The sequence below is a fragment of the Bartonella sp. AU16XJBT genome, assembly GCF_028618665.1.
Taxonomy (GTDB): Bacteria; Pseudomonadota; Alphaproteobacteria; order Rhizobiales; family Rhizobiaceae; genus Bartonella.
Map to the genome: position 1 here is coordinate 36468 of NZ_JAQITF010000002.1, position 24127 is coordinate 60594.

Genomic DNA, 24127 nt, shown 5'->3' on the forward strand with positions numbered 1-24127 from the left:
ACGCAGTCTAATTTAAAGATATTTTGCAAAATAAAGAAGTTCTTTCTTATTGACTATATTTGCCTTATTTTAAATGGAGTATTATTATTGTCAATTTTTGTCACAAAAGGTTATATGAGAATAATGGGATAAGGGTCTGTAAGCTTATGATGAATACAACTGCTGTGACGAATCTTCAAGACATCGATAAAAATACTTATAACGATGAATTGTATCGATTAAGTAAGGTATATATCTTTTTAGGGATTGCAATTATTGTATTGGCTTTACTTACAGCCTCTGTTTCGTTTATTATTCTTATCGGATTAACCCCTTTTGTTCCTAGTAGAATAGTAACCCTTATTCTTATAGGGATTAATAGTTTTTGGGTTTTAGGGCTTGTTGTCATCGTTTTTTATGAGATGATTCCCATCATTCGTGCGTGGCGTTCAAGGCGTGCAGGCTCGCGTCTTCATGTGCGCCTTATTTCATTGTTTGCACTTGTTGCAACCATGCCAGCTGTTGCTGTCGCTCTTGTATCAGGGCCAGCACTCAATTTAGGACTTGACCGATGGTTTGATACAACAACGCGGCAAATTGTAGGTTCTTCTATTGATTTAGCAAATGCTTATGCAGATGAAATGCTTCAAAATTTAAAAAATTTATCTTACGCTATGGCATTTGCACTTGATAACAAAAAACTTTTAGAACGTAATCCAGCTGAATATCGGATGCAATTGACGCGTCATGCTTTAGGACGCAATTTGCGTGGTGCATTTTTGTTAAGTTCTAGCGGAACTATTTTTGTATCGAGTGCTCTTGGTGATGAGGATAAACTACCAATTCCTCCGTCCAATCTTATTGAACGTGCAACCAGTGCGAGGCCTTTTTCTTTTCAACCAGGCGTTCATGATTATTTTGGTATTATTTTAAAATTTAACAATATTCCAAACACATTTTTATATTTGGTGCGTGACGTTGATAAAGGCGTTTTATCTGCTTTGCGTTTGACAGAAGTTAATACGGATCGTTATCGTGATTTAAATGAAAATCGCCTGTTGACACAAATTGCATTTGGTATGCTTTATTTATGTCTTTTTTTTAGTTTATTCTTATCTTCCATTTGGGCAGCTATTGCTGTTGCTGATCGTTTAGTTCGCCCTATTCGTCTTCTCATTAGTGCTGCTGATGACGTTGCGTCTGGAAATATGGAAATTTTTGTGCCAGTACGAGCAAAAGATGGAGATATTGGGCAATTATCCAAAACTTTTAATTACATGGTCAGTGAATTGAAAAGTCGGCGCAATGAGTTGATTGCAGTGCGTGATCAAATTGATGAGAGACGGCGTTTTTCTGAAGCTGTGTTATCGGGTGTAACAGCGGGAGTAGCAGGAATAGATGATAATGGTGATATTACAATTATCAATCGGTCTATTGAAACGATGTTTGATATTCGTTCTGAACAGGTTGTTGGACAAAGTCTTTTATCTTTAAGTGCTGAAATTTGGCAGGTTTTTCAGTTTGCGCGTTCATTAGGTCGTAAAAATCATCGTGAGCAGGTTACTTTAAACGTTGCAGGAAAAGAGCGTGTCTGTAATGTCCAAGTTACGATGGAAGAGGATGATGGAGAAGGGCAATCTTGGGTTCTAACAATTGATGATATTACAGACCTCGTTGCAGCGCAACGTACAGCAGCGTGGGCGGATATTGCACGGCGCATTGCACACGAAATTAAAAATCCCCTCACACCTATTCAGTTATCCGCTGAACGTATTCGTAAACGTTATAACAAAGTTATTACACAAGATAGAGAGGTCTTTGAGCGGTGTATTGACACAATTATTCGCCAAGTTGGAGATATTGGGCGTATGGTTGATGAGTTTTCTTCTTTTGCACGTATGCCCAAACCACAAATGCATGTTTTAGATATACGTGAATTGTTGCGTGAAGCATGTTTCTTGATAGAAGTGACGCGACATGATATTTATTTTGAGCAAGACTTAGGGAGTCTACCCCTTATGGGGGCATTTGATAACCGTCTCATTGTACAGGCTTTTTGCAACGTTATCAAAAATGCAAGCGAATCCATAGATTCGGTTATGCGAGAGGAGACTATTCACGGTCATATTCTTGTCCGTTCTTACCGGCAAGAAGAATGGGTGGTTGTGGATGTTATTGATAACGGAAAAGGACTTCCTAAAGAGCAAAGACAAAAGTTATTAGAACCCTATATAACAACGCGGGAGAAAGGAACAGGGCTCGGGTTAGCCATTGTGCGCAAAGTTATTGAAGATCACGGTGGTTCCATGGAGCTTCATGATGCACCGGAGAGTTTTTATGAAGGGCGTGGAGCGATGATCCGTTTGATATTTCCCTCAGATGGGGGTAAGCAGGGTAATATTATACAAGCTATAAATCATAAGATAGGGGAATAGTATGGTATCAGATATCTTGATTGTTGATGATGAAGCAGATATTCGTGAGCTTGTTTCTGGTATTTTAGATGATGAAGGTTATGAAACGCGTGTTGCTTGTAACTCTGATGAAGCATTAGCTCAAATTAGTGAGCGTATTCCAAAGCTCATTTTTTTAGATATTTGGTTACAGGGAAGTCGCCTCGATGGTTTAGCATTGCTTGATGAAATTAAAACGCAATATCCAGCTCTTCCAGTCGTTATGATCTCAGGTCATGGTAATATTGAGACCGCTGTTTCTGCTATAAAGCGCGGGGCCTATGATTTCATTGAAAAACCTTTTAAAGCTGATAGACTTGTATTGGTTGCAGAGAGAACGCTTGAAAACTCAAATTTAAAACGTGAGCTTTTAGAATTGCGAAAACGTTCAAACGAGACATTGGAGCTGCTCGGAAAATCGACAGTTATAAGAAATTTGCGTCAAATCATAGAAAAAGTAGCGCCAACCAATAGTCGCATCATGATAACAGGTCCTTCAGGGGCTGGAAAAGAGACAGTTGCACGAACTATTCATGCGCTCTCAACACGTTCGAATGGGCCATTTGTTACAATAAATGCAGCAACGATTACGCCGGAAAGAATGGAAATAGAGTTATTTGGCAGCGAAATGGAGGGAAGAGAGCGCAAGATCGGTGCTTTAGAGGAAGCTCATGGTGGAATATTATATATTGATGAAATTGCTGATATGCCCCGTGAAACTCAAGGTAAGATTCTTCGGGTGTTAACGGGACAGACATTTGAGAGAGTTGGCGGTACAAAACGTGTTAAGGTGGATGTTCGTATCATTTCTTCAACAGCACAAAATCTTGAAAACCTTATTTCTGACGGGCGCTTTAGAGAAGAGCTTTTCCATCGCCTTTCTGTCGTTCCTATTACTGTTCCACCTCTTTCAGCCCGTCGTGAAGATATTCCAGAACTTGTCCATCATTTCGTAAAAACAATATCACAGCAGGTTGGAATTAAGCCGCGTGAAATCAGTGATGATGTGATTGCTATTTTGCAAACGCATGCTTGGCCGGGTAATGTACGGCAATTACGGAATAATATTGAGCGTCTTCTTATTCTTGTACGGGATGGTGATGGTCCTATAACAGCAGATTTTCTTCCCAGTGAAGTGAGTGATCCTTTACCACTTCTTCAAATGGATTCAGATGAGAGTATCATGGATTTACCGTTGCGTGAAGCACGGGAATTGTTTGAAAAGAGATATTTAGTGGCGCAGATTGGGCGTTTGGGTGGAAATATATCGCGTACTGCTGAATTTATAGGCATGGAGCGTTCAGCTTTGCATCGTAAGCTTAAAGCGCTTGGAGTTTCTTAAAAAATGCGTGTTATTATTTGCGGTGCAGGACAGGTTGGTTATGGAATAGCAGAGCGTCTTGCTGCTGAAAATCATGATGTTACTGTTATCGATATTGAAACCAGATTAATTGAAAAAATTCGCGATACATTGGATGTGAGAGGTTTTGTTGGTCACGGTTCTCGTCCTGAAGTTCTTTTGGCTGCAGATGCAGACAAAGCTGATATGTTGATTGCTGTTACTTTGTTTGATGAAGTGAATATGGTCGCTTGTCAGGTCGCCCATTCATTATTTGATGTTCCCACAAAAATTGCTCGTATCCGATCACAATCTTATTTAGAACCACGCTATAAGACGCTTTTTTCCAGAGAAAATATTCCCATTGATGTGGTTATTTCGCCAGAAGTTGAAGTTGGGGAAATGGTTTTACGTCGTATTGCGCTGCCTGGTGCAATAGATGTTCTTTATTTTTGTAATGATGATATTGTTGCACTAGCTTTGGAATGTATGGAAGATTGTCCTGTTATTAATACACCTTTGCGTCAATTAACAGAGCTTTTTCCAGATCTTCACACGACGGTTACCGCTATTAAACGTGGTTCGGAATTATTGATTGCACATTCAGAAACGCAATTACGCGTTGGTGATATAACCTATCTTGTTGTTGCTCGTGAGCAGATGCGTCGTGCTGTTGGACTTTTTGGTCATAAAGAACAAGATGCGCACCGCATGATTATTGCAGGGGGTGGTCACATTGGCCTTTATGTTGCTCAGGCTATTGAAAAGCGTCTCCATAAATTAAAATTGAAGATTATAGAATCGCAGAGAGAAAGAGCTCTCACAATTGCTGATCAGCTTGAGAAAACAACTGTTTTATATGGTAACGTGTTAGATCCAGTGATTCTTCAAGATGCGGGAATTGATCAGGCCGATTTAATGATTACATTAACCAATCAGGATCAGGTTAATCTCTTAAGTGCTATTATTGCTAAAAGATTGGGTTGTAAAGCCAATATGGTGTTGATTAATAATGTTGCCTACCAAGAATTTAGCCGTGCAGTTGGTGTGGATGCCTATCTTAATCCCCATAGCGTTACAATATCGAAAATTTTGCAACAAATGCGCCGTGGGCGTATTCGTTCTGTTCATTCAGTTTTTAATGGTCGAGCAGAAATTATTGAAGCTGAAGTGATGCAAACATCTTCATTGGTTGGTAAGTCATTATCAGAGCTTAATTTATCAGATGGTTTGAGAATTGGGGCAATTTATCGTAATAAGACAATCATACAGCTTTCAGCAGAAGCGCGTATTTTGTCTGGTGATAGAATAGTGATTTTTGCCCTTGCTGATAGGGTTCGTGATGTTGAACAACTTTTTCGCGTAAGTTTGGAATATTTTTGATATATTATTTATGGATATTTGTACTTTTTGGTATAGTGGACAGTTAAGATTGGTGGATAGGCTTTGTTTGTCCTCAATGGTCAAAACTGGTCAGCGCGTTAAGCTTTTTAGTTATGATAAAGAAATAGACAATTTACCTGCTGGTGTTGAGTTGCTTGAAGCCGAATCAATTTTACCACGTTCAGCAATTTATCGCCTTGATCCCAATTTTTCTGATAATAAACCAGGATGTACAATTGTTCAGTTCTCGGATTTTTTTCGTGTTATGCTGATGAAATATCAACAAGGTGTTTGGTTGGATACAGATGTTTACCTCGTTAAACAATTTCACCCCGATGCGAATAAGGTTTGGTTGGCAAGAGAAAATAATATAAGAGTAGGCGTTTCTGCCCTTTATTTTCCTCCAGATAACCCTATTATAAAAGTGTTTGAAGATTATTGGGCAGGGACAGAAATGATCCCTCATTGGCTTGGGTTTAAGCGTCGTGTTTGGAGACCATTCTGGTTAAAGAGAAAAAAAATGCCAGTTTTACCCGCAAATCTTGGCGTTACGATATTTGGCAATGACGGTATTTCACGATTAGCAAAACGATATAGTTTTTTTCACGAGGCAAAGGAAAAGGAAACTTTTTATTATTGGACTGGACGAAAAACTGAATACATCTTTGAATCAGCTTTTGGCGTAAAACCGCTTACAGATTCACGTTTGATAGGATTTCATATTCACAGAAAAACCAAGACCACGCAAAGACCTCAGGAAGGAAGTTTTTACCATTGGGCAGTCTCTCGCATTCCTGAAGTTCATGATTTGTTTAGGTAGAGTTATTATTGCTATTTTAACCATTGAGATTTTAATCTATCCTAGATGGCTCTTGATTGTCGCTTGCACAAAAGAGTAATGTTAGCCTATGGATAAAAATATTGATTGTGTAAAAAGCGATTGTTATATGACAAGGAAAGTAAAAATATGAGTGATCCAATGAAAACAGCATTAAGCCTTGTTCCTATGGTTATTGAACAAACCAATCGTGGTGAACGGGCTTATGATATTTTTTCCCGTCTTTTAAAGGAGCGGATTATTTTTATTAATGGTCCTGTTGAAGATGGTATGGCAATGCTTATTTGTGCACAATTACTTTTCTTAGAAGCCGAAAATCCTAAAAAAGAAATTAGTCTTTATATTAATTCTCCAGGTGGTGTCGTAACATCTGGTATGGCTATTTATGATACTATGCAGTTTATTCGTCCTCCTGTTTCTACGCTTTGCATGGGGCAGGCGGCATCTATGGGATCGTTATTGTTAACAGCTGGAGCAAAAGGTCATCGTTTTGCATTGCCAAATGCGCGTATTATGGTGCATCAGCCATCTGGTGGTTTTCAAGGTCAGGCTTCAGATATTGAGCGACATGCACAAGATATTATAAAGATGAAACGGCGTTTAAATGAAATTTATGTTCAACATACAGGTCAAGATTATGAGGTTATTGAGAGAACGCTTGATCGCGATCATTTTATGACAGCAGAAGAGGCCAAAGCGTTTGGCTTAGTTGATGATGTTATACACTATCGTGCAGAAACTGAAAAAGAAGAAAAAGATTAAGAATTTTTATAGAAAAAACATCTACTTTAGATAAAGAGTTTTATAGAAAATATCGCAAAAATTAAGAGAAACACCTAAAAATATTGAGACATTCATGGTTTTCTATATGTCTTTTAGTTTTCATGATGAAAAGCTTCCTTTGAAAAAGCGAAGTATTCATATATCGTGGTGAAAGGAAAGAAAAATGAGCAAAATTAGCAATAGCGGGAACGAATCAAAAAATACTCTCTATTGCTCGTTCTGCGGCAAGAGTCAGCATGAGGTGCGTAAGCTCATTGCGGGGCCTACTGTATTTATCTGTGATGAATGTGTAGAGCTTTGCATGGATATTATTCGGGAAGAAAATAAGTCTTCTGGGGTTAAGGTGCGTGATGGTGTTCCGACCCCACAGGAAATTATAAAAGTTCTTGATGATTATGTTATTGGTCAGCAGCATGCAAAGCGTGTTCTTTCTGTTGCAGTCCATAATCATTATAAACGGTTAGCGCATCAGTCTAAAAGCAATGATATTGAGTTGGCTAAATCAAATATTCTGCTTGTTGGTCCAACGGGCTGCGGTAAAACTTATCTTGCACAAACATTAGCTCGTATTATTGATGTCCCTTTTACGATGGCGGATGCGACCACTTTGACTGAAGCAGGTTATGTGGGGGAAGATGTTGAAAATATTATTTTAAAGCTTCTTCAAGCGGCGGACTATAATGTTGAACGTGCGCAGCGTGGTATTGTTTATATTGATGAGGTTGATAAGATTTCTCGTAAAGCTGACAATCCTTCTATTACAAGAGATGTTTCTGGGGAAGGGGTTCAGCAAGCGTTATTAAAAATTATGGAAGGAACGATTGCTTCTGTTCCTCCACAAGGTGGACGTAAACATCCGCAACAAGAGTTTCTTCAGGTTGATACCACAAATATTTTATTCATTTGTGGGGGAGCTTTTGCAGGTTTAGAGCGGATTATTTCAGGGCGTGGTGAAAAAACTTCTATTGGTTTTTCTGCGACTGTTAAGGCCCCTGATGAACGTTGTGTTGGTGAAATTTTTCGTGATTTAGAGCCTGAAGATCTTATAAAGTTTGGTTTAATACCAGAATTTATTGGGCGTCTTCCTATAGTCGCTACCTTAGAGGATTTAGACATTAATGCCCTCGTGCAAATTTTATCACAACCTAAAAACGCATTGGTAAAGCAATATCAGCGTCTTTTTGAAATGGAAAATGTTGAGTTAGCATTTCATGAAGATGCTTTACGTGCTATCGCGAAGAAAGCAATTGAACGTAAAACTGGCGCACGTGGTTTACGTTCTATTATGGAGAAGATCCTTCTTGAGACGATGTTTGAACTACCAGCTCTTGAAGGCGTTCAAAAAGTGGTTATTTCGAGTGATGTCGTTGATGGGAAAGCGCGTCCTCTTTATATTTACTCAGAACGTGCAGAAGATAAAGAAAATGTATCAGCATGACGTGGTGCAATATACGATATAAAAAGTGGTAATGAACGGTATTTAATGGGTGTTTCTAATAATATCGTTATAATGCTTGATTTATATGTTACCAATTACCACTTCATGTATTGTGGAGAGCTGAGGTTTTCTTAAGGGTGGGCTTGGTGTTGTAGATAGCTCATAGGCTCCAGAAAGGAGAGTTATGCAATATATTGATGAAAAGACAGATGAAGTAAGAGATGGGGTTTATGCTGTTTTACCTCTTCGTGATATTGTTGTCTTCCCCCATATGATTGTTCCACTTTTTGTGGGCCGCGAAAAATCGATTCGTGCTCTTGAAGAAACGATGACGGTTGACAAGCAAATACTCTTGGTGACACAAAAAAATGCTTCTGATGATGATCCAAAATCAGAAGATATTTATCATATTGGTACATTTGCGAATATTCTTCAACTTTTAAAACTTCCTGATGGCACTGTAAAGGTTTTGGTTGAAGGGACTGCGCGTGCAAAAATTAGTCAATTTTCTTTAAGTGAAGGCTATCATCAGGCTTTTGCAACTGTTACAGAAGAACCTAGAGAGAGTGATGTTGAGATTGAAGCTCTTTCAAGGTCGGTGATTGCTTATTTTGAAAACTATGTAAAGCTTAATAAAAAAATCTCTCCTGAAGTTGTCAATGCGATTGGCCAGATTGATAATCCTTCTAAGCTTGCTGATACGATTGCCTCTCATTTGATGATTAAACTTGCAGAAAAACAGGAAATATTAGAGCTCTTACCTGTACGAGCCCGTCTTGAGCGTGTTCTGTCTTTCATGGAAGGAGAAATTTCTGTTTTGCAGGTTGAAAAACGTATTCGTTCACACGTTAAACGGCAAATGGAAAAAAACCAACGGGAATATTATCTCAATGAGCAGATGAAGGCTATTCAAAAAGAGTTAGGAGCAGGGGATGATAGTCGCGATGAGCTCTCTGAACTCGAAGACCGTATTAAGAATACAAAACTTTCCAAGGAAGCACGGGAAAAAGCTGGAGCAGAATTGAGAAAATTACGGAATATGTCTCCTATGTCTGCGGAAGCGACGGTTGTGCGTAACTATCTTGATTGGTTATTAGCAATGCCTTGGGGTAAAAAATCTAAGATTAAAAACAATTTAGATTTTGCTGAAAAGGTCATGAATAATGAACATTTCGGTCTTGAAAAAGTTAAGGAGAGAATTATTGAATATTTGGCCGTACAAAGTCGTGCGTCAAAGATAAAAGGTCCCATTATTTGTTTGTTAGGTCCTCCTGGTGTTGGGAAAACATCATTAGCGCGCTCTATTGCAAAGGCGACGGGGCGTGAATATGTTCGTATCTCGTTGGGAGGTGTACGGGATGAAGCAGAAATTCGCGGACATCGCCGAACATATATTGGTTCGATGCCTGGAAAAATTATCCAGTCTATGAAAAAAGCAAAAAAATCTAATCCGCTTTTCTTGCTTGATGAAATTGATAAAATGGGACAAGATTTTCGTGGAGATCCTTCCTCTGCTTTATTAGAAGTTCTTGATCCTGAACAAAATGGTACATTCATTGACCATTATTTGGAAGTTGAATATGATCTTTCTGATATCATGTTTATCACGACTGCCAATACGCTTAATATTCCAGGTCCGTTAATGGATCGAATGGAAATTATTCGTATTGCTGGTTATACTGAATGTGAAAAAATGGAAATTGTTAAGCAGCATCTTTTACCAAAGGCACTCAAAGATCACTGTTTGTCTAAAAAAGAACTCAGCATTTCTGATGGAGCACTAAGGTCGATTATTCAGTTTTACACACGTGAAGCAGGTGTTCGTAATCTTGAGCGTGAACTCATGAAAATTGCCCGTAAATCTGTTACAAAAATTCTCAAAACGCATCAAAAATCTGTAAAAGTTATAGAAAATAATCTCAATGATTTCTTGGGTGTTAAACGCTATCACTATAATCAGATTGAAGGAGAAAATCACATTGGTGTTGTGACAGGCCTTGCGTGGACAGAAGTGGGTGGAGAGTTATTGACTATTGAAGGCGTGATGATGCCGGGAAAGGGCAAGATGACTGTAACTGGAAATTTGCGTGATATTATGAAAGAGTCTATTTCTGCGGCAGCATCTTATGTACGTTCTCGTGCTGTTGATTTTGGTATTGAACCTCCACTTTTTGAAAAACGCGATATCCATGTTCATGTTCCAGAAGGGGCGACACCGAAAGATGGTCCATCTGCTGGGATTGCAATGGTGACAGCAATTGTTTCGGTCCTTACAGGAATAGCTGTGCATAAAGATATTGCAATGACTGGTGAAATTACTTTACGTGGACGTGTTTTACCAATTGGTGGATTAAAAGAAAAACTCCTAGCTGCGCTTCGAGGAGGGATAAAAAAAGTACTTATTCCTGAAGAAAACGCAAAAGATTTGGTTGATATTCCTGACGATGTCAAAAATAACATGGAAATTATTCCGGTAAATCATGTGAGTGAAGTTTTGAAACACGCTTTGGTTCATTCCCCTGACACTATTGAGTGGAAAGAACCTTCTACAGCGGCTGTTCCTATCCGGTCAGAGAGTAGCGATAGTGAAGGAATACAGATTGCGCACTGATTCACTCATCTCGTTTATAACGGCATTTTTAAAGGGGCAGAAGGTGTTGTTGTGGTTATTATTCTGTTTTTTTGTTAAAAAAAGTGAAAAATTCCGTGAATAACTGTGATTATTGCTAAAAAAACAATGTTTTGGATAAAAATAAGACTTCTGTTTGCTGTACTTTTCAATAAACTAACCAATAACATGATTAGGTCATGTTGTGTAATATAGGGAAAGGAAATATCTCATGAATAAAAGTGAATTGGTTAGTTCCGTTGCTGAAAAGGCAGGTGTTTCGAAAGCGCAAGCTGGTGCTGTTGTTGACGCTTTTATGGCTTCTGTAACAGAAGCTTTGGCTTCAGGAGGCGATGTTCGTCTTCCAGGTTTTGGTTCTTTTGAAGTTTCTCATCGTGCTGCGACAAAGGGGCGTAATCCTTCAACTGGTGCTGAAATTGATATTCCAGCACGTTCTGTACCTAAATTTTCTGCAGGAAAAAGCCTTAAAGAAGCAGTTAATAAAAAATAATTTAAACAACATTTAAAAAAACCCGATTTATTTATAAGCGGGTTTTTTTTACAGATATTTTTTTAACAGATATATTGTACATGTTTTTCATATAGAAATTTGAGGTCTTTGTACCATTTTTCTTATTTTATGAATTGCTAATGTTTTTGAAAATGATTGTAAAAATTGCATAAAATACCATAGGCTTGGAATGTATAATTTTTAGCCTTTTCAGTAAATATTTCACTTTAATAATGAAGCATTGTGTGGCTTATAAAATATGGCGTTAACTTTTATATGTGAAAGAGCTAAAGTGTTTGTTCAGAACAGTATCTGTAAATGATATAAGACAAAACATTCTGTGAAATGTATAAAACCTACATAAACCGCCATTTTTTCGCTTAATAGAGGTGCACATTGGCACCATCATACTATTTTTCTCAGTTTCTATAATGTTGCGACTAGCTCTCGGCATTTGAGAGGGTGCATACGGGACATTTTTATTCCTTTCTTTAGTAGTTCTCTTAACTTAGAATAGCCAACCTCGCTTGTGTGACGCAGCCTAATTGACTGACTAAGTAGATGGTCTTTATTGATTGACTATAAGAGAGTCTGAAACAAAAAAAATACGATACTTAGGTTTCTCAATCACTATAGAAAAAGATAAATTATTATTATGAAGCAATGCATTGTAAATTTATAAAGTTGCATTGTAATTTCAGTATTATGATTTTTTTTAGCACTTGAGCTGGAAAAGATATATTCAACTCTGTCTTAAATATTTTTATTTCCCTTGCGCTATGCAAGCGAGTATTTTTTATTCATCATAAAATTTTTTTCATCACACAAAAGTTAAAATAAGAGGGGCTCATAAATATTAACAAAGGAAGTAAAAATTAAAAAAAACTATTATCAAATAATAAATAGGGTAGAAAAATATTAATATTAAAAATAAAGTATTATTTTCAACTATTTATTATTATAATATACTGATGTAATTATTTCATATCTTTTACATTATTAAATAAATGATGAAGTGTAGAACAGCGTCTATTGAGTGAGATAGTGTTTTAACAAGGCTTTAGAATGATTTTTTTCATGAGAATCATAGAGATCTATTCGTAGATGGGATGAGTGACGAATCGCGTGTTTTTTTTATAAACAGGAGTTCTTTGATTCTTTATTTGTTAACCACTGAATACAATCATTGAGAGCTCTCGCTGTTATAGCTTGTTTTTTTGCTAATTTTTTTTCTTTACTTGGCAAGCGTTTTCCTGAATGTTTAATAGAAGTAATAGGGGGAAAGAGTCCAAAATTGATATTCATTGGCTGAAAAGACTGCCTTTCTGCTTCTTCATCGATAATGTGTCCCCCCGTAATGTGATTCAAAAGAGCTCCGAATGCCGTGGTGTGTGGGGGGAGGCAAGGACAGTTGTGATGATATTCTGCAGCGGCAAAACGTCCAGCAAGAAGCCCTATAGCTGCTGATTCTACATAACCTTCACATCCGGTAATTTGTCCTGCAAAGCGTAGTTGTTTTTTTTGTTTTAAACGAAGGGTTTGATCAAGAATGATTGGAGAGTTGAGATAGGTATTGCGGTGAAGACCACCAAGACGTGCAAATTCTGCTTTTTCAAGACCAGGAATCATTCTAAAAATGCGGACTTGTTCACCGTATTTCAGTTTTGTTTGAAAGCCGACCATATTGTAAAGCGTTCCGAGTTTATTATCTTGGCGTAATTGAACGACAGCATAGGGTTTAACGGTGGGATTATGGGCATTGGTTAAGCCCATAGGTTTCATAGGCCCATGTCTTAAAGTTTCAAGTCCGCGCTCAGCCATAATTTCGATAGGGAGGCATCCATCAAAATAGGGCGTTTTTTCAAAGTCGCGAAACTCTGTTTTCTCTGCATTTTTTAGTGCTTCAACGAATGTTTCATATTGTTCTTTGTTGAGGGGACAATTAAGATAGTCTTTTCCTGTTCCCGCAGGACCAATTTTATCGTAGCGAGACTGATACCAACAAATATTCATATCAATACTATCGGTATGGATAATAGGTGCAATAGCATCAAAAAAAGAAAGAGCTTTTATACCGGTTATTGCTTTTAATTCTTGAGCAAGTGCTGGTGAGGTAAGGGGCCCCGTTGCAATGACAACATGTTTCCAATCTTTAGGAATTTCTTGAACTTCTTCGCGTTTGATCGTTATGAGTGAATGGCTTTCAAGTGCTGATGTCACGGTTTTTGAAAATCCATCACGGTCAACAGCAAGGGCACTCCCAGCAGGGACTTGGTTGGCATCAGCAGCTTCCATAATTAATGATTTTGCTAATCGCATTTCAGCATGTAAAAGTCCTACGGCATTTGTTGATGAATCATCAGAACGGAATGAATTTGAACAAACCAGTTCTGCCAATTTACCGGTTTTATGGGCGTCTGATTTTTTTTGGGGGCGCATTTCATGCAAAATAACAGGAATTCCTGATTGAGCGATTTGCCAGCTTGCTTCACACCCCGCAAGACCGCCACCGATAATATGAATTGGAGTATCAAATATCTTTAACATAATCGACTTTTAGCGTAAGCCGCCGTGTATGAAAAGCATAGATTTTGTTTTTGTTCTTTGTAAGAATGAGGTGTATTGAGTTTTTTTAATATATTTGTTTGCTTTTTTTCTATAATTAATGGTATAGAAACGCCGCTTGTATAAGGTTATTAGCTTACTAAGTTTGAGCGGATGTGGCGAAATTGGTAGACGCACCAGATTTAGGTTCTGGCGGGAGACCGTGGGGGTTCGAGTCCCTCCATCCGCACCAAAGCAATCCCTTAAGTGCTACGGATTTCTACGTGTCTGGAATTCCGCTTCATGGTAATGTAACACTTGAAGTGTTAGAATGTAATGATGATTAGAGTGGGTTTATCCCTCTCCTTAGAAAAATGAAGGTGTTTAATGCAGGTTACCGAGACGCTTAATGAAGGACTGAAGCGCGAAATTAAGATCGTGGTTCCAGCGAAAGATTTAGAAGAAAAATTGAATGAACGATTGGATGATACCAAGGGTAAGATCAGACTTAATGGTTTTCGTCCTGGTAAGGTGCCGGGTGGGTATTTGCGAAAAATGTATGGTAAATCTTTTATGGCAGAGATTCTCAATGAGATACTCAGTGATGCGCCACGTTCTATTTTAGCGGACCGTAATGAACGTCCAGCGATGCAGCCGAAAATTGATATCGATGAAGATGAAAAAATTTTAGATGGAAAAGCCGATTTTACTTTTAGTTTAAAGTATGAAGTCTTACCAAAAATTGAAATTAAGGACTTTGAACATATTGAGGTTATTCGTGAAATTGCAGCTATCCCTGAAAAGGATATTGATGAGCAAGTCAATCGTGTCCTTTCTTCTACGCGTAATTATTCCCTAAAAGAGGGATCTTCTGAAGAAGGTGATCGTATTACCATAGACTATCTGGGTAAGCTTGAGGGGGTTCCATTTGAAGGTGGGGCAGATAATGATGCACAACTAATTCTTGGATCCAAACAATTTATTCCTGGTTTTGAAGAGCAATTGGTTGGTGTGAAAGCTGGGGATACAAAAACAATTTCTGTTAAATTTCCTGATAATTACAGTGCGGCACATTTGGCAGGACGGGAAGCAGAGTTTGACATTACTATCAAAGCTGTCTTTAAGCCAGATGAATTAAAAATTGATGATGAAGCGGCGAAAAAAGTTGGTTTAGAATCTCTAGATCGTTTGCGTGAGGTTGTTCGTGGGCAGATAGAAAGCCAATACGGTTCAATGACACGTCAAAAAGTTAAGCGTCAAATTCTTGATGCTTTAGATGCTGATTATGATTTTGAGATTCCTGAAGGACTTTTAGAAATTGAGTTCAATAATATATGGGCTCAGGTTAATGATGATTTGAAAAAGGCTGGACGTAGTTTTGAGGATGAGGGTATTACAGAAGAAAAGGCACGGGAGGAGTATCGTATCCTTGCACAACGTCGTGTTCGTCTTGGTTTGGTACTTTCTGAAATTGGAATGAAGGTTGGTGTTAAAGTTAATGAAGATGAACTAAAAGCGGCTGTTTTTGAGCAAGTTCGTCAGTATCCTGGACAAGAAAAAGAGATTATGGACTTTTTCCGGAAGACTCCGGAAGCTGTTGAAAATCTACGTGCTCCGATTTTTGAAGAAAAGGTTATTGATCATTTGTTAGCTCAGATAAAAGTCACAGATAAAGAAGTGACGATTGAAGAGTTGATGAAAGAATATGATGAATTAGATCTCCCTGAAGAAAAGCCGGCAAAGAAAAAATCTACTGTGAAAGAAAAGTCTGCAGAAAAAACATCAGCTAAGAAAAAGGCTCCTAAAAAAGCTTAATATTTATGCAAACATAACAAGCCCGATAAAATCGGACTTGTTGTGAGATTGTATTTTGAGCTTGCACTGTGAACGGTTTTAGATAAACCATGGGATAGATTTTAAAATATTGGTAGTGGATTGGCAATGAGCATCATTGATACGCGTATTCCTGATTCTAAGCGTTTTATTTCTGGCGTTACAGGTGATTGGGAAGTCATCATTGGCATGGAGGTTCATGCGCAAATCATATCAAATTCGAAACTTTTTTCAGGAGCATCAACCAAATTTGGTGCAGAGCCGAACAATCATGTATCACTTATTGATGCGGCTATGCCAGGGATGTTGCCAGTTTTGAATGAAGAATGTGTTCGTCAAGCTGTTCGAACAGGTTTGGGATTAAAAGCGCGTATTAATTTAAAATCTGTTTTTGATCGTAAAAATTATTTTTATCCAGATTTACCGCAGGGGTATCAGATTTCTCAGTTTCGCTATCCCATTGTAGGAGAGGGGAAGATTATCATATCTGTTGGTCCAGATTCGAATGGCCAGTTCGAGGATATCGAAGTAGGAATTGAGAGATTACATCTTGAACAGGATGCTGGGAAATCGATGCATGATCAACATCCAACGATGTCTTTCGTGGATCTTAATCGCTCTGGTGTTGCTCTTATGGAAATTGTTTCCAAACCTGATATGCGCTCATCAGATGAAGCCAAAGCTTATATGACAAAATTACGTACGATTGTCCGTTATTTAGGGACTTGCGATGGCAATATGGATGAAGGTTCTATGCGTGCGGATGTTAATGTATCTGTTCGTCGTCCTGGTGAAGATTTTGGAACGCGTTGTGAAATAAAAAATGTTAATTCTATTCGTTTTATTGGTCAAGCGATTGAGTATGAAGCGCGTCGTCAGATCGCAATTTTAGAAGATGGCGGCATCATAGAGCAAGAAACTCGGCTTTTTGATGCAACTAAAGGTGAAACCCGCTCTATGCGCTCAAAGGAAGAAGCGCATGACTATCGTTATTTCCCTGATCCTGATCTTTTACCATTAGAATTTAATCAAGCATTTGTGGATGCTTTGGCAGCGGATTTACCAGAATTACCTGACGCGATAAAAGCACGTTTTATTAAGGAAATGGGATTGACGGTGTATGATGCTTCCATTCTTGTGACAGAAAAAGCTATTGCTGATTATTTTGAAGAAGTAGCGTATGGGCGTGATGGAAAAATAGTTGCCAATTGGGTGATTAATGATCTTTTAGGGGCTTTAAATAAAGATAATCGTGAAATTGAAGAATCACCAGTATCGCCAAATCAGTTGGGAAGCATTATTGATCTTATAAAAGAGGGAACAATTTCTGGAAAAATTGCCAAAGATCTTTTTGAGATTGTTTGGAATGAGGGGGGAGATCCACGCCAAATTGTAGAAGAGCGCAATATGAAGCAGGTAACAGATACAAAGGCTATTGAAAGAGCAGTTGATGAGATCGTTGCCAATAATTATGATAAAGTTGTGCAGGCAAAGCAAAAACCTGCTTTAGCTGGTTGGTTTGTTGGACAAGTAATGAAAGCAACTGGGGGTAAGGCAAATCCTCAAACTGTTAATGAGTTGGTTAAGATGAAACTTGGCATAGATTAAATTTTATGGGGTGGAGAAGAATCTATAAATATGATATCTTCTTGAAATTAAGGGATGGAGAGTTATCCTATCAATTGAAGTTGCGGCTGAATTACCAGTAACTTTTTCGGTAATTTCAAGCATTAGCAAGTTTATTCCAGCGATTGATTTCATGAGTATGCTGAAGAAATGGAATAGAAAATGGCTCGTTTTTTTAAGCAAATCTTTACGTGGTGGGGTGGTAATACCATTGGTACGCGTTTTTTTACATGGCGCAAAGGTAAGCGGATAGGGGAAGATCAATTTGGGAATATATATTATGAAGGGGGACTTCATAAGGATGGTTATCCGCGTCGTTGGGTTATTTATAAAGACTATTCTGAAGCCTCTACTATTCCACCAGGTTGGCACGGCTGGATTCATCATCGCTTTGAGTGTCCACCAACCCAAGAAGATTATCATCCCTATGAATGGGAAAAACCTCATGTCGCAAATATGACAGGAACAAGTGAGGCTTATCGGCCAAAGGGGGCTATTCCTTACAATGATGAGCGTCCTTGTGTGCATGAAGATTATGATGCGTGGTCACCTAAAAAATAAAATGTTTTAATGGGCGCGTGTATTTTTGTTTTGTTTGGCTCTACGTTATGACAAAAGTTATTTTTAAGGTGCGATTGGTTTTGATATGGTGAGTTTTTTTTTATTGTTAAGGTTAAGGCATTTTATACATATTTTTTTAATAGGAATTTTAGTATTTTTATTCTTAAATAGTGGGGGGCGGGCTGAGCGTATTAGCAATGGAATTGCAGTTTTTGCAGGTCTTGATAAAATTACGGGGCGGACGACACGTTTTGAAGTTTCTCTTGGTGAAATTTATCAGTACGGTGCATTACAGGTAACACCCCGTGCTTGTTATACGAGCTCTAAAGATGAACCAACGCGTACAACAGGTTTTGTGGAAGTCAACGAAGTAACATTAGATAAAAAAATACGGCGTATTTTTACAGGATGGATGTTTGCAGATAGTCCTGGTTTGAACGCTGTTGAACATCCTATTTATGATGTGTGGTTAAAAGATTGCAAGCAAAATTCCCAAAATATACCTCTTCAGGAATAGTGTGTTATCTATTTATAATACATTGATTTATAATGATGATTTATCATTTTACAATTTGAATGAGAGGTTCGCATTTCTATGATTTTCTCATTTCAAACTTTCTTATATTGAAACGATCAAAATTATTGCCTTATTTGTTACAAGCGGTGGACGTGTGAATACTACTGTTTAAGAAAGGAATGAAAGTTTCTCTTATGAAACGTTTAAATCCAAGGATTCACTATGCAAATCAACGTATTTTTTTGAGTGTTCCATAGAAAAAATTCTTGAGTTATATCTGTTAGAGGTAGAAATGAAAGGTTTGTTTATATTTGTTCAAGAGATGAATTGACTCTTTTGCATTGAATAGGTTGCATCTCTCATGAAAAACAGAACGTCATTGTATTACATATTTACGGGCTTGTTTTAAAGAGACCTCTTCTCTTAAGGCTCGTCACATCCGTTTTGCAACAGAACCCATGAATGTTATAACGATAAATCCATTGAGTATTCTCTCCCTTTACGCATGTAAAGGAGCAAGTAGACACCATCACACACTCTGCCAGCGCCCAATATTACCGGATAGTCCTTGGCACTTGAAGACTCTTCATAAGAGATATTTTTATTCCTCTCTTGTACAGTTTTTATCAACACGACTCTTCCCGCTTGTAATGTGCAAGCGAATGGTTTTGATTGATTCAATTGCGTAATTTATGAAACACCAATGATTATATCGAGAGAAAACAACTGTGTTGGGTGAGCCTTTCTTCTCATGGAGATTTCTTTTTTATTCAAAAAGTAGAAGTAATTCAAGCGCTGTTGTTGGAACAATTGAAGTTTAAGATTATTTAAAGTTTCAATTGAAGTATAGGTTGATTAAAAAATGCAAAAATTGGTACATTTCTGGCAAAAGCAATATTTATGTATTTTACATTTTCATTATAGACTGCTTTATAAGTGATTTTCTTTATTCATAAGCTCTTGCATATTGCGTGAAAACCTTCATATTTCAATAAGCAGGATATCGCTCATTTTGTGAATCATATTTTTGATATCCATACTTTTCAAAATCTTTTGTATAAGAGACACATGTTTTTACGGTGAGCTATTGAAGATTAAAAAGGGGGGCTAAGAGGCGCTAAAAGATTCCTTATTACTTGGATAGTAGTATCTTTATTTTGTGTAAAGAATAACCAGTTATTTTAAAGAATATGAGATTTTATATAATGAAAGATTCTCGTCATCAATATAAGAATGTTTCCCGATTGCCGAGACAATCTAAAGAACCTTTATTGAATGTTCCGTTTATTATTGTTGTCTTGATAGCATTTTGTTTTTGTCTTTATTGCATTCCTCAGTATTTTTTTTCTCGTCAGCTTTATATTGAGAGTTTTGAGTTTTTTTCATTTACACCAGCATTGTTTAAGAAGGATCCTATCGCATTTTTCTATACCATGGTGAGTTATTCATTTATGCATGGTAGTTTTAAACATGTTGCTCTTAATATGGTTTGGCTTTTGGTTTTTGGCTCTCCTTTAGTAAGGCATTTTGGTGTTTTACGTTTTTTAGTTTTTTGGGTGTTAACGGCAGTTATTTCTGTTTTGACTTATTTTACATTTCATCAAGAAAGTATCATATCACTTGTTGGGGCATCAGGTTCCGTATCTGGAATGATGGGAGCTATTGCACGTTACGGTTTCCCTAGCAGCTATTTAGGTGTCAATGCGCAGAACGAAAAACCTTTTGGGTCTTTATTATCCATCAAAAAAGCCCTTTGTTCCAAAGGCGTACTTATTTATATAAGTGTATGGCTGGCAGCTGATTTTATCATAGGTATTTCTTCCATTCTGTTTGAAGAAAATGGTCTCTCAATAGCATGGGAAGCGCATATTGGCGGGTTTTTAGCGGGTTTTTTGTTGGTTGGCTTTTTTGATGTTTCACAAAAAAAATTAAAAACTAGAATCTAAGATATTTATGCGCCACATAAAGCGCTATTGTTGCTGCGTTTGAAACATTTAATGATTTAATATTTCCAGGCATATCAAGGCGCGCTAGAGCACAAACGGTTTCACGTGTTTTTTTTCGTAAACCTTTACCTTCTGCTCCTAAAACAAGAGCAATTTTATTCCCTGTTAATGTTGTTTCTAGAGGTTGATCCCCTTCTGAATCGAGACCAAAGCTTGTAAAACCTGTTTGGTGGAGTTCTTGAAGAGTTTCAGCGAGGTTTCGTACGGTAATATAATGAATCATTTCTAGAGCCCCTGATGCTGCTTTTGCAAGAACGCCACTTTCGTGGGGAGAATGACGGAAAGTGGTAATAAGTGCCTTCGCTTTAAATGCAACGGCAGAGCGCATAATAGCGCCAACATTATGTGGATCAGTAATTTGATCCATGACAATGACCAGATCAGTATTGGTTAATTCCGATAGTTTGCATGGTTTGAGAGGAGAGGTTTCCAAAACAACCCCTTGATGAACTGCCTCACTTCCAACAAGCGAATCAAGATATTTGGGGGCGCATAATTTAACAGAGCAAGGATAATCTGATTCGGATATATTTAATCTTTTTAAGGCATTTTGTGTAACGTACAGACATTTAAAAATTCTTTTTGGGTTTTTTAAAGCAGCCTGAACGGCATGAATGCCATAAAGATGGATTATCCCTTGCTGTAAAGAAGCAGCTCCCTTCTTCAGATTTGTGGAAGATCGAGAAGGAGAGCCTTTCGTATCCCGATATCGGCGACGTAAACGAGCATAATGAGAATTTTGTGATGTTTTTTCTTTCATAACTTCTTTATAGCGTTTTAATAAGAAAAAGTGCTAGAAAAAATCTATGATTTAAAAATATGAGCAGGAAATTTGTACAGAATTGTATTTATTCTGTTGACAGATACAATCGTAATCGTCATAACCACTTCGCAATCAGATTGAATTGAATGGGTGTTCGAGATGATTGTCGTGATGCCTCATCGCGCGACTTTGCCGGTGTAATGGAGGGGTGCCCGAGTGGTTAAAGGGGGCGGACTGTAAATCCGTTGCGTATGCTACGTTGGTTCGAATCCAACCCCCTCCACCATTCATCGAAGGAGTGTTAGTAGGTGGATCATGCGGGTATAGCTCAATGGTAGAGCAGCAGCCTTCCAAGCTGAATATGCGGGTTCGATTCCCGCTACCCGCTCCAAATGGTTGTTGATGATTAGGCAAGTAGGTATGATGGAAGGTATTCCATTATTAAAGTGGGCGGGATTTTCCGTCTAAGGTTAAGAGTTGTGGTGATTGGGCTTGGTGTACGGTCCAGTTGAATTCAGTTTTGCAGGCCTGTTTCTAGGTGCTAACAAAGATAGAGAATAAAACAAGAGATTAATAGCAATGGCGAAGAGCAAATTTGAACGTACAAAACCGCATGTTAATATAGGTACGATTGGTCACGTTGATCATGGGAAGACATCATTGACAGCAGCGATTACGAAATTTTTTGGTGAGTTTAAAGCATATGACCAAATTGATGCAGCACCAGAAGAGCGCGCCCGTGGAATTACCATTTCTACAGCCCACGTTGAGTATGAAACAGAAAATCGTCACTATGCCCACGTTGATTGCCCCGGACACGCAGATTATGTGAAAAACATGATCACAGGGGCAGCTCAGATGGATGGTGCTATTCTGGTTGTTTCTGCGGCTGATGGCCCAATGCCTCAGACGCGTGAGCATATTTTGCTAGCCCGTCAGGTTGGTGTTCCTGCGATTGTTGTTTTTCTTAATAAAGTTGATCAGGTTGATGATAGCGAACTTTTAGATCTTGTAGAGCTTGAGGTTCGGGAACTTTTATCTAAATATGATTTTCCTGGTGATGATGTGCCAATTGTTAAAGGTTCAGCGTTGGCTGCCCTTGAGGACAAGGATAAAAGCATTGGTGAAGATGCGGTTCGTCTTTTGATGAGTGAGGTTGATAAGTATATTCCAACCCCTGAACGTCCTGTTGATCAACCATTCTTGATGCCGATAGAAGATGTCTTTTCGATTTCAGGTCGTGGAACAGTTGTTACGGGTCGTGTTGAGCGCGGTGTTATTAAGGTTGGGGAAGAAATCGAGATTATCGGAATTCGTCCAACATCTAAGACAACAGTCACAGGTGTTGAAATGTTCCGTAAGCTTTTAGATCAAGGTCAAGCGGGTGATAATATTGGTGCTCTGCTTCGCGGTGTTGACCGTGAAGGGATTGAGCGAGGTCAAGTATTGGCGAAGCCCGGATCTGTTACGCCTCATACACGTTTTAAAGCAGAGGCTTATATTTTGACGAAAGATGAAGGCGGTCGTCATACGCCGTTTTTCACGAACTATCGCCCTCAGTTTTACTTCCGTACGACGGATGTTACGGGTATTGTTACGCTTCCAGAGGGAACAGAGATGGTTATGCCAGGGGATAATGTTGCGATGGATGTGTCTCTGATCGTGCCGATAGCGATGGAAGAGAAGCTTCGTTTTGCTATTCGTGAAGGTGGTCGTACTGTTGGTGCAGGTATCGTCTCTAAGATCATTGAATAAATAATGCTTATTGAAAGCTTGCTAAAGGTGTTTTAGTCTTGAGAGTTAGGGGTATAGCTCAGTTGGTAGAGCGGCGGTCTCCAAAACCGCAGGTCGCGGGTTCAAGTCCTGCTGCCCCTGCCAAAGGGGAATAGGATTTTAGATGTGAGGGCAGGTCTTGCTGCCTTTTTCGCTTTTTTTTATATGGGGCTTGTTTTTTTGTGTGTGAAACGCTATTGGATAGGAAGTAGAAAATTGCATCAGTCTGAAAGGTGGCTTTTGCATTTTTTTCGTATTTATTTTTTTGGGGATAAAGCACAATAGGACTAGAAGAGAGTATATAAGGCTAGAGAGAGTATAGTGTGACGATGGCATCTAAAACCAACCCAATTGCCTTTTTGAAGCAGGTTTATGCAGAAACAGTTAAAGTGAAGTGGCCTACGCGTCGCGAGACGGTTATTTCTACTGTTATGGTTTTGTTGGTAACGGCATTGGCTTCAGCTTTCTTTTTTATTGTGGATCAGGTTATGCATTTTGGTGTTTGGCGGGTTATTGATCTTCTGAAATATCTTTTTAGTTGAGAATGTAAGGAAGTGTGACTGTGGCAGCTCGTTGGTATATTGTTCAGGCATATTCAAATTTTGAAAAGAAAGTAGCGGAGGCTATTGATAAGGAGGCAAAGCAAAAGGGACTTGATCATTTGTTTGAAAAGATTTTTGTTCCAACGGAGCGTGTTGTAGAAGTTCGTCGTGGACGCAAGGTTGATACTGAACGGAAATTTTTTCCTGGTTATGTTCTTGTTCGTGCTGAATTAACAGATGAGGTTTATCATCTTATTAAAAATACGCCTAAAGTGACAGGTTTTTTAGGGTCTGAGGCACGTCCTGTTCCCATTTCTGATCGAGAAGTTGAGCAAATTCTCAAACAAGTTCAGGAAGGAGTTGAATCTCCAAAGTCTTCTGTGTCGTTTGAGGTTGGAGAGCAAGTTCGCGTTGCTGATGGTCCTTTTGTTTCGTTTAATGGAATTGTTCAAGAGGTTGAAGAAGAGCGCTCTCGTCTTAAGGTTGAAGTGCTCATTTTTGGGCGTCCTACGCCTGTTGATTTGGAATTTGGTCAGGTTGAAAAACTCTGATTAAGCTTAGAGTAGTTTAATTACTTTAAGGAAGGAGTGGGAGGTGATTTATGGCTTTTGTCGGCTTAATGATCCGAAC

At 38.3% G+C, this 24127-nt stretch carries 18 protein-coding genes and 4 tRNA genes; 20 read left to right on the forward strand and 2 right to left on the reverse strand.

All coding sequences use genetic code 11. The features are described 5' to 3' along the window. Positions 1-149 precede the first annotated feature (149 nt). The 8 genes from PVV66_RS01325 to PVV66_RS01360 all read left to right on the forward strand — a co-directional run bounded on the left by PVV66_RS01325 (position 150) and on the right by PVV66_RS01360 (position 11332). Positions 150-2414, forward strand: a complete 2265-nt coding sequence (locus PVV66_RS01325) for a PAS domain-containing sensor histidine kinase (protein ID WP_273718650.1) — start codon at positions 150-152, stop codon at positions 2412-2414. A 1-nt stretch (position 2415) separates the two neighbouring features. Beyond that, positions 2416-3774: a sigma-54 dependent transcriptional regulator gene (locus tag PVV66_RS01330; protein ID WP_273718558.1), complete on the forward strand. Its 1359-nt coding sequence runs from the start codon at positions 2416-2418 to the stop codon at positions 3772-3774. A gap of 3 nt (positions 3775-3777) precedes the next feature. Then, complete coding sequence (gene trkA / locus PVV66_RS01335; protein WP_273718560.1) at positions 3778-5154, forward strand: Trk system potassium transporter TrkA; 1377 nt, start codon at positions 3778-3780, stop codon at positions 5152-5154. A 10-nt stretch (positions 5155-5164) separates the two neighbouring features. Further along, positions 5165-5974, forward strand: a complete 810-nt coding sequence (locus PVV66_RS01340; protein WP_273718562.1) for a hypothetical protein — start codon at positions 5165-5167, stop codon at positions 5972-5974. Between the two features lie 147 nt (positions 5975-6121). Continuing rightward, the gene (clpP, locus tag PVV66_RS01345) at positions 6122-6754 is read left to right on the forward strand and encodes an ATP-dependent Clp endopeptidase proteolytic subunit ClpP (RefSeq protein WP_273718563.1); all 633 of its coding nucleotides are present in this window, start codon (positions 6122-6124) and stop codon (positions 6752-6754) included. Between the two features lie 184 nt (positions 6755-6938). Next, positions 6939-8213: an ATP-dependent Clp protease ATP-binding subunit ClpX gene (gene clpX / locus PVV66_RS01350; RefSeq protein WP_273718565.1), complete on the forward strand. Its 1275-nt coding sequence runs from the start codon at positions 6939-6941 to the stop codon at positions 8211-8213. A gap of 184 nt (positions 8214-8397) precedes the next feature. Continuing rightward, the gene (gene lon, locus PVV66_RS01355) at positions 8398-10824 is read left to right on the forward strand and encodes an endopeptidase La (RefSeq protein ID WP_273718567.1); all 2427 of its coding nucleotides are present in this window, start codon (positions 8398-8400) and stop codon (positions 10822-10824) included. Positions 10825-11053: 229 nt separating this feature from the next. Beyond that, positions 11054-11332 (forward strand): HU family DNA-binding protein, encoded by a 279-nt coding sequence (locus tag PVV66_RS01360; protein ID WP_012231443.1) that lies wholly within the window; start codon positions 11054-11056, stop codon positions 11330-11332. Positions 11333-12466: 1134 nt separating this feature from the next. On the opposite strand, the gene trmFO is transcribed toward PVV66_RS01360, so the two are convergent. Next, positions 12467-13879: a methylenetetrahydrofolate--tRNA-(uracil(54)-C(5))-methyltransferase (FADH(2)-oxidizing) TrmFO gene (trmFO, locus tag PVV66_RS01365; protein WP_273718570.1), complete on the reverse strand. Its 1413-nt coding sequence runs from the start codon at positions 13877-13879 to the stop codon at positions 12467-12469. Positions 13880-14046: 167 nt separating this feature from the next. Between trmFO and PVV66_RS01370 the strand changes: the two genes are divergently transcribed. The 6 genes from PVV66_RS01370 (at position 14047) to PVV66_RS01395 (ending at position 20359) form a co-directional block, all read left to right on the forward strand. Next, positions 14047-14129 (forward strand) — tRNA-Leu (locus PVV66_RS01370). A gap of 134 nt (positions 14130-14263) precedes the next feature. After that, on the forward strand, positions 14264-15691 hold the full coding sequence (tig, locus tag PVV66_RS01375) for a trigger factor (RefSeq protein WP_273718571.1): 1428 nt from the start codon (positions 14264-14266) through the stop codon (positions 15689-15691). A 126-nt stretch (positions 15692-15817) separates the two neighbouring features. Then, on the forward strand, positions 15818-17317 hold the full coding sequence (gene gatB / locus PVV66_RS01380) for an Asp-tRNA(Asn)/Glu-tRNA(Gln) amidotransferase subunit GatB (protein ID WP_273718573.1): 1500 nt from the start codon (positions 15818-15820) through the stop codon (positions 17315-17317). Positions 17318-17497: 180 nt separating this feature from the next. Beyond that, positions 17498-17896, forward strand: a complete 399-nt coding sequence (locus tag PVV66_RS01385; RefSeq protein WP_273718574.1) for an NADH:ubiquinone oxidoreductase subunit NDUFA12 — start codon at positions 17498-17500, stop codon at positions 17894-17896. A gap of 85 nt (positions 17897-17981) precedes the next feature. Further along, the gene (locus PVV66_RS01390) at positions 17982-18413 is read left to right on the forward strand and encodes a DUF2155 domain-containing protein (protein ID WP_273718575.1); all 432 of its coding nucleotides are present in this window, start codon (positions 17982-17984) and stop codon (positions 18411-18413) included. A 1205-nt stretch (positions 18414-19618) separates the two neighbouring features. Continuing rightward, positions 19619-20359 (forward strand): rhomboid family intramembrane serine protease, encoded by a 741-nt coding sequence (locus PVV66_RS01395; protein WP_273718576.1) that lies wholly within the window; start codon positions 19619-19621, stop codon positions 20357-20359. On the opposite strand, the gene PVV66_RS01400 is transcribed toward PVV66_RS01395, so the two are convergent. Further along, positions 20349-21179, reverse strand: a complete 831-nt coding sequence (locus PVV66_RS01400) for an RNA methyltransferase (RefSeq protein ID WP_273718577.1) — start codon at positions 21177-21179, stop codon at positions 20349-20351. The two genes, PVV66_RS01395 and PVV66_RS01400, sit on opposite strands and share 11 nt — an antisense overlap. A gap of 205 nt (positions 21180-21384) precedes the next feature. Here PVV66_RS01400 and PVV66_RS01405 point away from each other — a divergent pair. The 6 genes from PVV66_RS01405 (at position 21385) to nusG (ending at position 24048) form a co-directional block, all read left to right on the forward strand. Continuing rightward, a tRNA-Tyr gene (locus PVV66_RS01405) sits at positions 21385-21468 on the forward strand. A 31-nt stretch (positions 21469-21499) separates the two neighbouring features. Continuing rightward, positions 21500-21573 (forward strand) — tRNA-Gly (locus PVV66_RS01410). A gap of 188 nt (positions 21574-21761) precedes the next feature. Then, on the forward strand, positions 21762-22937 hold the full coding sequence (gene tuf / locus PVV66_RS01415) for an elongation factor Tu (protein ID WP_012231465.1): 1176 nt from the start codon (positions 21762-21764) through the stop codon (positions 22935-22937). A 47-nt stretch (positions 22938-22984) separates the two neighbouring features. Further along, positions 22985-23060, forward strand: a tRNA-Trp gene (locus PVV66_RS01420). Between the two features lie 224 nt (positions 23061-23284). Then, entirely contained in the window at positions 23285-23497 is a 213-nt protein-coding gene (gene secE / locus PVV66_RS01425) for a preprotein translocase subunit SecE (protein WP_273718579.1), read from the forward strand. Between the two features lie 20 nt (positions 23498-23517). Beyond that, positions 23518-24048: a transcription termination/antitermination protein NusG gene (nusG, locus tag PVV66_RS01430; RefSeq protein WP_273718580.1), complete on the forward strand. Its 531-nt coding sequence runs from the start codon at positions 23518-23520 to the stop codon at positions 24046-24048. Positions 24049-24127 lie beyond the last annotated feature (79 nt).